This is a genomic window from Sphingosinicellaceae bacterium, assembly GCA_019285715.1.
Classification (GTDB): Bacteria; Pseudomonadota; Alphaproteobacteria; order Sphingomonadales; family Sphingomonadaceae; genus Glacieibacterium.
The window spans coordinates 3,828,084-3,839,728 of record CP079108.1 but is presented as its reverse complement, the minus strand read 5'-3'; the positions used below and the strand labels follow the sequence as shown (position 1 = coordinate 3,839,728).

General features: G+C 65.0%; 14 protein-coding genes. 2 read left to right on the top strand and 12 right to left on the bottom strand.

What is annotated here, in order from left to right:
• Nucleotides 1–55: 55 nt before the first annotated feature.
• The 6 genes from KX816_17645 to KX816_17620 all read right to left on the bottom strand — a co-directional run bounded on the left by KX816_17645 (nt 56) and on the right by KX816_17620 (nt 5,557).
• Nucleotides 56–1,480: a PepSY domain-containing protein gene (locus KX816_17645; protein ID QXQ06000.1), complete on the bottom strand. Its 1,425-nt coding sequence runs from the start codon at nt 1,478–1,480 to the stop codon at nt 56–58.
• A gap of 85 nt (nt 1,481–1,565) precedes the next feature.
• Nucleotides 1,566–2,237, bottom strand: coding sequence for a copper resistance protein B (locus tag KX816_17640; protein ID QXQ05999.1), 672 nt, complete (start codon nt 2,235–2,237; stop codon nt 1,566–1,568).
• A 208-nt stretch (nt 2,238–2,445) separates the two neighbouring features.
• Nucleotides 2,446–4,203 carry a copper resistance system multicopper oxidase gene (locus tag KX816_17635; protein ID QXQ05998.1) on the bottom strand — a complete coding sequence of 586 codons (1,758 nt, stop codon included), beginning with the start codon at nt 4,201–4,203 and terminating at the stop codon, nt 2,446–2,448.
• A gap of 68 nt (nt 4,204–4,271) precedes the next feature.
• Complete coding sequence (locus tag KX816_17630) at nt 4,272–4,757, bottom strand: RNA polymerase sigma factor (protein ID QXQ08652.1); 486 nt, start codon at nt 4,755–4,757, stop codon at nt 4,272–4,274.
• An 89-nt stretch (nt 4,758–4,846) separates the two neighbouring features.
• Complete coding sequence (locus tag KX816_17625) at nt 4,847–5,281, bottom strand: periplasmic heavy metal sensor (GenBank protein ID QXQ05997.1); 435 nt, start codon at nt 5,279–5,281, stop codon at nt 4,847–4,849.
• A gap of 3 nt (nt 5,282–5,284) precedes the next feature.
• Nucleotides 5,285–5,557, bottom strand: coding sequence for a hypothetical protein (locus KX816_17620; GenBank protein QXQ05996.1), 273 nt, complete (start codon nt 5,555–5,557; stop codon nt 5,285–5,287).
• Between the two features lie 114 nt (nt 5,558–5,671).
• Here KX816_17620 and KX816_17615 point away from each other — a divergent pair, with 114 nt between their 5' ends.
• Nucleotides 5,672–6,058 carry a copper resistance protein CopC gene (locus tag KX816_17615; GenBank protein QXQ05995.1) on the top strand — a complete coding sequence of 129 codons (387 nt, stop codon included), beginning with the start codon at nt 5,672–5,674 and terminating at the stop codon, nt 6,056–6,058.
• A 183-nt stretch (nt 6,059–6,241) separates the two neighbouring features.
• Here the strand turns inward: KX816_17615 and KX816_17610 are convergent, their stop codons facing one another.
• Nucleotides 6,242–6,439: a hypothetical protein gene (locus tag KX816_17610; protein ID QXQ05994.1), complete on the bottom strand. Its 198-nt coding sequence runs from the start codon at nt 6,437–6,439 to the stop codon at nt 6,242–6,244.
• Nucleotides 6,440–6,450: 11 nt separating this feature from the next.
• The gene (locus KX816_17605; GenBank protein ID QXQ05993.1) at nt 6,451–7,161 is read right to left on the bottom strand and encodes a response regulator transcription factor; all 711 of its coding nucleotides are present in this window, start codon (nt 7,159–7,161) and stop codon (nt 6,451–6,453) included.
• Nucleotides 7,162–7,607: 446 nt separating this feature from the next.
• Between KX816_17605 and KX816_17600 the strand changes: the two genes are divergently transcribed.
• Nucleotides 7,608–7,766, top strand: coding sequence for a hypothetical protein (locus KX816_17600; protein ID QXQ05992.1), 159 nt, complete (start codon nt 7,608–7,610; stop codon nt 7,764–7,766).
• Between the two features lie 248 nt (nt 7,767–8,014).
• Here KX816_17600 and KX816_17595 read toward each other — a convergent pair whose 3' ends face one another.
• The 4 genes from KX816_17595 to KX816_17580 are packed head-to-tail and all read right to left on the bottom strand — an operon-like array spanning nt 8,015 to nt 11,598.
• On the bottom strand, nt 8,015–8,356 hold the full coding sequence (locus KX816_17595; protein ID QXQ05991.1) for a UBP-type zinc finger domain-containing protein: 342 nt from the start codon (nt 8,354–8,356) through the stop codon (nt 8,015–8,017).
• Between the two features lie 60 nt (nt 8,357–8,416).
• Nucleotides 8,417–9,052: a DsbA family oxidoreductase gene (locus KX816_17590; GenBank protein ID QXQ08651.1), complete on the bottom strand. Its 636-nt coding sequence runs from the start codon at nt 9,050–9,052 to the stop codon at nt 8,417–8,419.
• Between the two features lie 23 nt (nt 9,053–9,075).
• Nucleotides 9,076–10,281, bottom strand: coding sequence for an alpha/beta fold hydrolase (locus KX816_17585; protein ID QXQ05990.1), 1,206 nt, complete (start codon nt 10,279–10,281; stop codon nt 9,076–9,078).
• Nucleotides 10,282–10,326: 45 nt separating this feature from the next.
• A complete protein-coding gene (locus KX816_17580) occupies nt 10,327–11,598 on the bottom strand; it encodes an MFS transporter (protein ID QXQ05989.1) in 1,272 nt (423 codons plus the stop codon).
• Nucleotides 11,599–11,645 lie beyond the last annotated feature (47 nt).

Here is an 11,645-nt window from a genome sequence, read left to right as displayed (position 1 = left end):
CGGCGCGACACGCCGGCAAGTGTTGCATCCGGCCCCGATCACAGTCCGGCCCCGATCACACTCTGGCCGCGCTGCGCAGGCCGAGCCAGCGGCCCACGCCCGGTACGCGGCGCAAGACGACCCACTCGACGATGAGGACAGCAAGCAGCGACAGCGCGAACAGCGGGATGACCAGCGCCAGAATGAAGATCGCCGCGACAAGCCCGCCGCTGGACCGGGAGCCTGGGGCAGGCCGGGGCGCGCCGAGCAGGTCCTTTGGCTTTCGTCTCACCCACATCACGACGGCGCTCGCGGTCATGCCGATCAGGCTGAGCGCCGTGACGAGCAGGATGGCCTGGTTTATGCGCCCGAACAGGTGACCCTCGTGGGCCGCAACACCGACATTGACGACCCGGTCCACGACGTTCTGGTCGGCAAAGCCCGCTCTGCCGGTCACCTGCCCGTCCATGCCGGAAACGGTGTACGTCACCCGCTCAGGTCGGTCCTGGGCTTGCGAGGAAACGGTCCAGTCGTCGCCGTGAGCAGCGGGTGGCAAGATCCATACGGGCCTGGGAACGTCGAGTTTCATTGCCGTTGGCGCGACCAGATCCAGTGCGTACATCAGCATGGCGTCGTGCGCGGCGGCGCTCATGCCCATGCCCATAGTGTGCGTGGCGGAGGGTGCCATGGCGGCCATTTCGGCTGCGGTCATTCCCGGCATCGAACTTGGCCCGCCGCCGGCCTTGGCTTTGGCGGCCTCGCCGCCGACGGGCCAGTCCGGGGCGCCCGACGTGATCGTCGACAGGTTCCGGGCCCAGGTCAGATAATTACCCCAGGCATAAGACCAGGGCAGGCCACTGAGCAGCATGAACAGGGCGACGAGCGAGACCCACATACCGGTAACCGCATGCAGATCGCGCCAGTAGATGCGGCCGCGCTTGCCGAGCCGGGGATAGAGGATACCGGCGAAGCCTTTGCGATTGCGCGGAAACCACAGGAACAGGCCCGTCAGTATCATGACGATCGCCCATGAGGCGGCAAGCTCCATGACCACCGATCCGACCGGTCCCAGCAGAAAGGAGCTGTGAAGTTTGGCGAGGATCTCCATCAGCCGGTGCGCGTCCTGCACGATCTTCATCGGCTTGAGGGTCGCCGGCTGGACATAGACGCGTATCAGTTCGTCGCCCCTGGAGACCACGACCTGCGCGGCGCCGGTTGCGGTGGCGGGGGGTTCGTAGCGGCTGAAGTGAGAGCCCTTCACCGCCGCAACCGCGGCCTCGGCTTCCTGTGACGGCAAGCCTCGCTCGCCGGCGATCTTCAGGTTCTCATACGGACGGTCGAGGAAGGCCTCGATGTCGGGCCTGAACAGGTAAATCGAGCCGGTGAGGGCGAGCCAGCAGACGAAGGGAATGCAGAACAGGCCGGCATAAAAATGCCATCGCCAGACCGTCGCGTATTCGGGCCACCCGCGACGGTCATTGCCTGCAATTTCCAGCGCCACAGACTAATTCCAAACCATCGCGTGTCTCAAATGCGCTCGCCGCCGACGCGCCTATGTCTAGACATAAATACAGATGGGGACGTGGTCAAAACCATAATCGGATGCCGGTGACGAACCGCGCGCCTTGCGGTTTCTCGTCATCGGCGCGCGCATAACGTGCCGAGCCACCCAGTTTGCGTTCCCAACTGACGCCGACATAGGGTCCCAATCTGCGAGTGATCTCGTAGCGCAGCCGCAGGCCGAGTTCGACCGAATTCAGCCCCGAGCCGAGGCCGAGTTCAGGCACATCCTGCGCGGAGATGTTGAGCTCGGCCCGTGGCTGCAGGATCAGGCTCTGGGTGAGACGCTGGTCGTAACTGGCCTCGGTGCGTGCCGTAAGCTCGCCCTTTTGCGAGAGGAACAGCTCGGCTTCGACATCGAGCCAATAGGGTGCCAGCCCCTCGACCGCGACGACCGCCTGCGTACGGTGCGGCCCGGCCTGGAAATCCTGACGGATGCCGGCGCGCACGTCGAACCAGGGGTCGATGGCATGCAGCCAGCCTGCCTGAAGCTCGATCTTTTCGGCCTTGCCGCCAAAAGCACCTTCGCCCTTCGTCTTGAACGCCAGGCGGTCGGTATCCCCGCCGGTCCAGCCCTCGGCCTCCCAGTCGTAGCGGTTGGCCTGGGGGCCGGGCCGCCATTCCAGGCGATCGATCATCACCATCCTGTTCGACATGGCGCCGCTCTCGTGGCGCAGCATCGACCGGGCCTCGGCCATGGCGGCTGGATCGTAATAGGCGTCGGCAGCGTGATCCTTCGGCGGCCCGGGCGGAGTAACCACCGGCGAGCCGTCGGCAGGGAGGAGGCTGGCAGAGGCGCTCCAGCCATCGGCATGCCACTCATCACGTGCGCATCATGATCCTGCGCACTCGCTCCAGTCGCGGCAGCCAGTGCGAGCAACGGCAGCAGGCGTCCCAGACGTCGCCTCATGTCGCGCTCGGTCCGTCGGCGCGGACGGTCACGACGCGGAACATCCCCGCGTGCATGTGGAGCAGCATGTGGCAGTGGAAGGCCCAGTCGCCCACGGCATCGGCGGTGAGGTCGAAGCTCGCCTTGCCGCCGGGCAGGACGTTGACCGTGTGCTTGCGCGGCTGGCGGTCTTCCGCGCCGTTGACCAGCTCGAAGAAATGGCCGTGGAGATGGATCGGATGCGGCATCATCGTGTCGTTGACGAGCGTCACCCGCACCCGCTCGTTGTGCCGGAACGCCAGCGGCTCGGGGTTCTCGCTCAGCTTAACTCCGTCGAACGACCACATGTAGCGTTCCATGTTCGCGGTCAGGTGCACTTCCAGCTCACGCTCGGGCGTACGCCGGTCGGGATGCGGGACGAGGGCCTTCAGATCCGCATACGTCAGGACCCGGTGGCCGACCGTCTCGAGGCCTGTCGGCCGGTCGCCGAGCCGGTCGGCAGGTGCAGCGGAGATCGTCGCCACCCCCGGCCCCAGGCGGACGCTGGCCGGCACCAGCGACGTGTCGCGCATGTTCATCGCACCATGGCTGCCCGCCTTGGCGGGAGCCGTAACCGGGGCGCTGAGGTCGAGCGTGCCGCTCGCTGCGTCCATTCCGGACATGTCCATGCCCATGTCCTTCATCGCGAGCAGCGGGCGCTCACGGACGGCCACCATCGGCGCGACCATGCCGATCCGTGGTGCCAGCGTCGCGCGGCACAGGCCCGAGCGATCGATCGCCTCGGCAATGATCGCGATCGCCTCGGCCTTCTCCGGCCGGATGATGACGTCGTAGGTCTCCGCGATGCCGATCTGGAATTCGTCGGTCTCGACCGGTTCGACATCCTGGCCGTCGGCCTGCACGATCGTCATCGGCAGCGCCGGCAGCCGCACGTTGAAATTGGTCATGGACGAGGCGTTGATAAAGCGCAGCCGGACCCGCTCGCCGGGCACGAACAGCCCGGTCCAGTTCGCCTGCGTGTCGTGGCCGTTGACGAGATAGCTGTAGGTGGAGCCGGTCACGTCCGAGATGTCGGTGGGGTCCATCCGCATCTTGCCCCACGCGAGGCGTTCCGAAAGGTCTTGGTCCTTGCCCGCCAGCAGGCCGCCCAGGGTCTGTTTCTGCCGGTTGAAATAGCCGCCCATCTGCTTGAGCCGCTGCAGCTGGACATGGGGATGGATGCTGCTCCAGTCGGACAGCAGGATCACATGCTCGCGGTCATAGGGTGCCGGCTCGGCGCCGGCCGGATCGATGACGATCGGGCCGAACAGGCCCATCGCCTCCTGCATGTTGCTGTGGCTGTGATACCAGTACGTCCCGGCCTGCCTGATCGTGAAGTCATAGTCGAAGACCTCGCCGGGCTTGATCCCGGGAAAGCTGATGCCAGGCACGCCGTCATATTGAAACGGCACGATGAGGCCATGCCAGTGGATCGACGTGTCCTCTGCCAGTCCATTCGCCACCGAAAGACGAACCTTCTGCCCCTCCTTCAGGCGGATCAGCGGACCCGGCATCGTGCCGTTGGCGGTCACGGCATGCATCGACCTGCCGCCGACGGTGATCGGGACGTGACCGATGTCTATGCGGATGCTTTCGCCTGAAAGCACGCTCCCGGCTCCGGCACCCGACGTCCCGGCCCGCGCCCATCCCGGCATAGCACCGCCAAGCACCGTCAACGCCCCCAGCCGTGCCGCACCGGTGATGACGGATCGTCGGTCAAGTCTCGCGGACTGCAAGGGGGAAACATCCTTTGGGAGGGCTGGGAGCCGAAAACGCGTGGCGGTGTCAACCTTGATACGCGCCGCTATTCCGCGCCCCTCATCTGCTCCGTCAATTTCGTGCGGGCGCGGTACAGGCGGGTTTCCACCGCTTTCCCGCTGATACCCAGGATTTCGGCTACCTCGGCCTGGCTCATCTGCTCGACTGTCCGCAGCAGCAGGACCGTTCGCAGGTTTTCCGGCAGCCGGCTGATGATCGCCTGCGCGCGTCGCAGGTCGGCGCGGGCGATCATCCCGGCTTGCGCGTCCGGCGCCTCGTCCGCGATTGCGGTCCCTTCATCGAGGGGGCGGGCACGCACGAAGAAGCTGCGCACGGCGCGCCGCCTGCGCCAGTCCCGGCTTTTGTTGAGCGCTATCCGCATGATCCAGAAGCGGAAGTGGCGAAGGCGATCGTAGCGGTGCAGGTTGGCAAACGCCGCGATGAAGCTTTCCTGGACAATGTCGAGGGCGGCATCACTGTCGTCGACCTGTCCGCGGACAAAGCGAAAGACCGGATCGCGGTGGCGGCGCATCAGCAGTCGATAGGCATTCTCGGCCCCGGCCAGCGCCTGCAAAGCGAGGACACCGTCGTCCGGCTCCGGTTCGGAAGACAGCGACCCGCTCACCGCGCCGGTGCGGTCAACGCTTTCACCATCGCTGCATCGAAGCGGGCCGCCTGCTCCTGGTTCAGGATCGCGCGCATCGCGAACAGGTGCTGCATCGTCTGCTTTTGCAGCATGCCCATCGCCACATGGGATTTATCGATCGCCTGCGCGACCTGCGGGCCGTAGCCCCTTTCCGACGCGATCGCCCCGGCGAGCTCCCGGTTATCCTCGCGCATCTCCCGCTCGTACATCGCCTGGCGGAGTGCGAAGCTCCTCTCCAGTGCGGCGAGCTGCGCCTTCTGCCGGGCGTCGAGATTCAGCTCCTCGTGCATGAGGGTGTGAAACTGGTTCTCGATCGGCGGCTGGTGCGCGATCAACGTCCTCCCCGCCAGGATACCCGCGAAGGCCGCAACGAAGGCGACCACGATCACGAGTACGGGATAGCGCGCCATCGTTCAGCGCGCGCCAAAAAGCAGATTGGACGGAGCGGTCGGCGGCGCGGCGGTGAAGGTCAGCGCGGCTTCGGCTTCGGCCCCTTGTGGCAAAGCGATGTTTGCGATGACGCCCGCGCCAAGCGCCAGCAGTCCCGTCGCCAGGAGATTCCGCTGGCCGTGGACGCGCGCGCGCCGTGCACTGGCCCTGCCGAGCACGATGTCCTCCGTCGCTGCCAGTCGCACATCGGCGAGGGCCGCGCGCATCTCCACCAGGACACTGTCGATATCGGTCATCGTCACCTCCTGCATGGCGATACGCAGCCCCTCGAAAAACCACTCAGATCGAAAGGGGTGCGCGGTTTCGCTGCGTATGAACGAATAGCCGACATCAATGCCAAGGGAATATCCATGCGCGTCCAGTCCCGCCTCGTTGCCGCCCTCGTCGCCGTGGGCCTATGGGCAAGCGCTCCGGCGCTCGCTGGCAGCACGCTGGTCTCCGCCGTGCCGCCGGCCGGCGCTACCGCGGCCAATGTGCGCAGCCTCACGCTGAACTTCTCGGACCGCGTCATCGACACGGTCTCGGGTGTCGAGATGGTGATGACGGCGATGCCCGGCATGGCCAGCCACCAGCCCATGAAGATCGCCGGGTTCAAGACTGCCTTGAGCGCCGACGGCAAGGCGCTTGCGATCGCGCTTCCGCGCGCGCTGCCGGCGGGCACCTATAAGGTGACCTGGCACGCCGTCTCCAGCGACAACCAGTCCGCCGAGGGCAGCTACAGTTTTTCCGCGAAATAAGGCGGGTCATCGACGCGGATACGGGGCGCGTCGAACCACGTCACCCGCGCGTCCCGGCGGCTGGGTTGAGCCCGCTTCCCGTCGAGGTCTGGGGATCGACAGGCTTTGTCAACAGCCAAGGCAGCGCTCCATCGCCCCTGCGCCACTGACTTCACCGAGTACTTAAGAATACGGTGATGGTTATCAACGGCGCCAAGGTAAGTGTTCAAAATCCAGCAATGACCGTTTTTTCTCGTCGACCTGCGGCGATTGAATGGTCGGCTGCACCGCGCCTGAAATGTCTTCGTTCCATAAATCGGGTGGGCTCTGCCGGGGGCCACCGCCGGAAAGGCTGCGGTGCCGGTTGAGCCCACCCAGGTTGCGAGGAACGTCGGTCGACATCGATCGTGATGCTACGCCGCCTGCGTTTGTGGCTCGAGCTTGGCCTCAGGGTCACGGAGTGCGTAGCCGCGGCCCCACACCGTCTCGATATACCCGGAAGAGTCCGTGCCGGCCAACGAGAGCTTCTTCCGCAGCTTGCAGATGAAGACGTCGATGATCTTGAGCTCGGGTTCGTCACGGCCGCCATAGAGATGGGTGAGGAACATTTCCTTGGTCAAGGTCATGCCCTTGCGGAGCGACAACATCTCCAGGATCGCATATTCCTTGCCGGTCAGATGAACCCGTCGTCCGTTGACCTCGACAGTGCGCGCGGCCAGGTCGACGGCAAGGAGGCCGGTCGTCACGATTGACCGGGGATGACCCTTTGACCTCCGGATCAGCGCATGCACCCGGGCCAGCAGTTCTGCGCGCTGGAAAGGCTTGGTGACATAGTCATCCGCGCCCAGGTCGAAGCCGGAAATCTTTGTTTCAGTCTGAGTGTTGCCGGTCAGTATTATGACTGGCGTACCGACACGGGCAATGCGGAGACGCCGAAGCACCTCGTAGCCATGAACATCGGGCAAAGTAAGGTCGAGCAGGATCGCGTCATAGTCATAGAGCCGTGCCAGCTCGATGCCATCCTCGCCTGTTGACGCGGTTTCATGCTCTAGGCCGGAGCCACCGAGCATGAGCTCGATAGACCTGGCCATTAATTGGTCGTCTTCGATAATCAAGATACGCATAAAGCCCCTAACTTAAATTGCGACCCAAATGATTGTAATTATTATGATATAATTCAATAAACTCCACGAAAGTTATCACGCCGCGATCGTAATGTCGGAAAACTGCTCCGGCATGTCATGGCCAGATTAAACCCCACAACAACATCACAGCATCATAGAGGTGGAAACAGTCAAAGCTCGTTCAACTCCTCATACCCGTTGCGATTTTGACAGTTATTACGAGGCGCCGTTAATATTTAACTACTAAAAATGCAGCTGCGGTTTTTATTTGTCGCGCCCAATCCGAGCCGGATCACGATTTGTAGAACTTAGTTAAATTGTACTTCTTCGTACAATTGCTATAGTCGTCAGGTCGACCGAGCAGACTGCTCGCGATGATCTGTTGCCGGGACCGCTTTGCGGACCGGGCCACCGCTATCGCTGATCGAGTCACCTTTATTCGCGTAGTGGAACAGGCGTTGACGAACATACGTCATCGTAAATCACAGACCTTCGGGCCGGTGCGCGATGCAGAGCGTTTCGACGCGGCTCGGCCTCCCAACCGGGATGACCTCGACCGCGCGCTGAAACAACAGATCACCTTTTATCGATATCCGAACGGCTGACCAGTAAGGGATGGCCTCGGTTATCAAATGACACCGGTGTCGCATCTTCTTAACACACACGCGCTCCCGCGATGATTTGACGCAGACCAACTGCTCTCAGTCCGTGAAATCTTCAAGACAGGTCGAAGACGGTTCGCCGGGCGACGGCGGCATCGACGAGCTTCGGGTCGCGATACATCGCCAACCAATGCAGTGTCTCGGCACGCCAACAGGTTCGCTGTGTTGGCTGAAGTTACTTTCGGTCGTGACTAGTATAGCCGCTCTATCCAGTCGCTCGGGACGGCATTCTTTGGCCCCGGCGTGGGTTGGTCGAGCGGGTGACTGGTCGGCGGTGCCAGTGCGTGTCCCCGAACTTCGCTATCCTCACGGTAATCCCAGAACCAGTCCTCGCCGGGTTCGAACGACTGTATCACCGCGTGTCCCGTCTGCCGGAAGTGTGCGGTCGCATGCTGGCCCGGCGAGGAATCGCAGCAGCCGACATGGCCGCAGGCGGCGCATCGGCGCAGGTGAAACCACCAGCCCCCGCCCTGCAGGCATTCCGCGCAGCCAGTCCCGGAGGGTTCGGCCGCGGGATTGATCTGGTCGGTCATCGTCGACTCCCGTGATGGCAAGACCGACACCGTGCCCTGCCGTTGGCGCTAGCGGAGACGTCAGCCCTCGGCAGCGATCTGGCGGAGGGCTGCTTCGAAGACCTCGACCGGCTGGCCGCCGGAGATCAGGTGCTTGTCGTTGATGACGATCGCCGGCACCGCGTTGATACCGCGCGCGCGCCACAAGGCCGCCTCCCGCCGCACCTCGTCGGCATAGCGTCCCGACGACAGCACGTCTGCAGCCGCGGCGCCGTCGAGCCCGGCACGTTCCGCCGCTTCGACCAGCACGTCGCGATCGCCGGGGTCCTTGCCTTCGGTGAAGTTGGCGGTGAACAGCGCATGCTTGAGTTCGGCCTGATGACCGGCGCTCTCTGCCCAGTGCAGCAGGCGATGCGCATCGAACGTGTTGTAGATCCGGCTGTCACTGGTCATCGCCATGGTGAAGCCCAGTTCGGCGGCACGTTCGGCGATCATCTGACGGTTGCTCGCCGATTGCGCGGGCGTCGAGCCGTATTTCTGCGCGACATGCTCGCCGATATTCTGGCCACCCGCCGGCATCGACGGATTGAGCTCGAACGGCCGGAACACGATCTCGGCAGCGACCGCGTCGCGGCTGCGCTCGAGCGCTTCCTCGAGACCGCGCAATCCGATGATGCACCACGGGCACGACACATCCGAGACGAAGTCGATCTTCATGGGCGTGGGCGTCATTGGCGTGCTCATCGCGTTTCTCCACTCACTATTCGCACCTCGACATCGTCGAAGCGCGAGCCTTGTTCCAGTGTCCGATGCGCCGGGCAGCGGTCCGCCGCGCCGCCCAGCTTGGCGCGCTGTTCCTCATCGATGGAGCCTTCGATGGTGATCCGCCGGGTAAAGACGTCGGGCGGCACCGCGTCCGTTTCCTTGCGGTGCGCCACGGCGGTGCGGATGCGTTCGACCGGCCAGCCCTTGTTGGCCGCGTACAGCCGCAACGTCATCGTCGTGCAGGCGGCGAGCCCGGCGCACAACAGGTCATAGGGCGACGGTCCCGAACCGAGGCCGCCGACGCTGACAGGTTCATCGGCGATGAAGGCGGCCTGGCCGGCGCGCACCGCCAGCTGGAACTTGCCCATTCCGGTCTCTTCGGCCTCGGCATCGTAGTCGCTCGGTGCCCCCGCAATCGGCTCGGGCAGATAGCGACTGGACCAGCCTGCAATGATGTCGGCGACGAAGTCGGCGTCGCGCGGCTTGGAAAGCAGGTGATCGGCGCCGTCGAGCGACACGAAACTCTTCGGGTGATGCGCAGCGAGGAAGATCTGCGTGACGTTGTCGATCCCGACGACTTGGTCGCCGGGCGCGTGGAGCAGCAGCAGCGGGCGCCGAAGCGCCGCGATCTTCGCGTGCTGGTCCTGCTGCCGGACATCGGCGACGAACTGCCGACCGATGGTGAAGGGCCGCCCGCCGAGTCGGACGTCGGCACTATCGTCGCGCTCGACCTCGGCCAGCGCTTCGGGCGAAATCTGCTTGAGCACATGCGCGACATCGAAGGGTGCGGCGATCGTCACGACGGCTAGGATATCCGGCAGCGCCCCGGCCGCTGACAGCACCGCCGCACCGCCGAGGCTGTGGCCGATCAGCAGTGTCGGCGGCATGTTCGCGGCGGTCATCGCCGCCGCCGCCGCGACCAGGTCGGCGACGTTGAGGCTGAAATTGGTCGCTGCGAAGTCGCCCTCGCTCTGCCCCAGCCCGGTGAAGTCGAAGCGCAGCACGCCGATGCCGGCCCCGGCCAGCCGTCGCGCGATCCGCACCGCGGCGAGATTGTCCTTCCCGCAGGTGAAGCAGTGCGCAAGCAGCGCCCAGGCATGGGGCGGCCCGACCGGCAGCTCAAGCCGCCCGGCAAGTTGCTGGCCCGCGGCATTGGCAAAGGCGAACGGACGCGTTGGCATCGAGCCTCCTTTAGTTGGCAAAAAGTGCGCCGCGGCTGGGCGAACTCAATGCTCCCGGTCGTGCCGCCGTGCCAGCAGCAACGCGACGAAACTGACACCGGCGGCGGCGGACAGGTACCAGCCGACGGCAGGAAGGCCGTAGCGGTCGGCCATGGCTTGTGCTGCAAACGGCGTCAGCGCGCCGCCGATGACGCCGCCGACGTTGAACGCGATCGAGACCCCGGTGTAGCGAACCGCCGGCGGAAACAGGCTCGGCAGCCACGCGCCGAGGGGGCCATAGACGAAGCCCATCGCCAGCAGCGCCAGCGACAGGAATGCGAAGACGACCAGGAGCGCGCCATTTTCCAGCATCAGCGGCAGGAGCAGGCCGACGACGATCGTAGCGATGCAGCCGCCGAGCAGGACGGCGCCAGGCGTGAACCGGTCCGACAGAACTCCGGCGGCGACGATCCCGACGGCCATGAACAGGATCGCGCCAAGCTGCACGAGCAGGAAGTCCGATCGCGTATAGCCGAGCGTCGTGGTGCCGTAGCCGAGCGCGAAGGCCGTCGCGATGTAGTAGAGCGCAAAGCATGCGATCACGCTGAAGGTCCCGGCCAGCGCCGGCGCGAGATGCTTGCCGAGCACCGCCGTCAGGGGAGCTCGCTCCGTCGCGCCCATGGCAACGACCTCGGCGAACACCGGAGTCTCGGTCAGCTTGAGCCGCACCCATAATCCGACGGCAACCAACAGGGCGCTGGCCAGGAACGGCAGCCGCCATCCCCAATCGTGGAACTGCTCAGGCGTCAGCGCGAGCCCCAGCAGCAGGAACAGGCCATTCGCCAGCAGGAACCCGACCGGAGCGCCGAGCTGGGGGACCATGCCGAAGCGCCCGCTCCACCCGGGCGGTGCGTTCTCCACCGCGAGCAGGGCCGCGCCGCCCCATTCGCCGCCGAGACCAAGGCCCTGTCCGACCCGCAGCAAGCACAGCAGCGCCGGCGCAACCCAGCCGACGGCGGCGTAGGTGGGCAGGAAAGCGATCGCCGTCGTCGACCCGCCCATCAGCAGCAGCGAAGTCACCAGCGTCGACTTGCGGCCGACCCGGTCGCCAAAGTGGCCGAACAACGCTGCGCCGACGGGGCGAGCGATGAAGGCCAGGCCGAAGCTGGCGTAGGCCGCGAGCAGCTGCGCCGAGGGCGAGGACGCGGGGAAGAACAAGGGTCCGAAGACGAGGCTCGCCGCTGTAGCGTAGATGTAGAAATCGTAGAATTCGACGGCCGTACCGACCAGGCTGGCGGTGAGCACGCGGCGGGTCCGGTGCGCTGCGGGGTTGGTCATTGCGTCAGTCCTGCCATCGGGAACCGGCCGTCCGGGCAACCCTGAAG

Bases quoted from the DNA above. Each gene is read 5' to 3' on its own strand.
- KX816_17640 (QXQ05999.1), bottom strand. From the start codon at position 2,237: ATGGCCGAGGCCCGGTCGATGCTGCGCCACGAGAGCGGCGCCATGTCG.
- KX816_17625 (QXQ05997.1), bottom strand. From the start codon at position 5,281: ATGGCGCGCTATCCCGTACTCGTGATCGTGGTCGCCTTCGTTGCGGCC.
- KX816_17620 (QXQ05996.1), bottom strand. From the start codon at position 5,557: ATGACCGATATCGACAGTGTCCTGGTGGAGATGCGCGCGGCCCTCGCC.
- KX816_17585 (QXQ05990.1), bottom strand. From the start codon at position 10,281: ATGCCAACGCGTCCGTTCGCCTTTGCCAATGCCGCGGGCCAGCAACTT.
- KX816_17630 (QXQ08652.1), bottom strand. From the start codon at position 4,757: ATGCGCCGCCACCGCGATCCGGTCTTTCGCTTTGTCCGCGGACAGGTC.
- KX816_17615 (QXQ05995.1), top strand. From the start codon at position 5,672: ATGCGCGTCCAGTCCCGCCTCGTTGCCGCCCTCGTCGCCGTGGGCCTA.
- KX816_17590 (QXQ08651.1), bottom strand. From the start codon at position 9,052: ATGAAGATCGACTTCGTCTCGGATGTGTCGTGCCCGTGGTGCATCATC.
- KX816_17580 (QXQ05989.1), bottom strand. From the start codon at position 11,598: ATGACCAACCCCGCAGCGCACCGGACCCGCCGCGTGCTCACCGCCAGC.
- KX816_17605 (QXQ05993.1), bottom strand. From the start codon at position 7,161: ATGCGTATCTTGATTATCGAAGACGACCAATTAATGGCCAGGTCTATC.
- KX816_17595 (QXQ05991.1), bottom strand. From the start codon at position 8,356: ATGACCGACCAGATCAATCCCGCGGCCGAACCCTCCGGGACTGGCTGC.
- KX816_17610 (QXQ05994.1), bottom strand. From the start codon at position 6,439: ATGTCGACCGACGTTCCTCGCAACCTGGGTGGGCTCAACCGGCACCGC.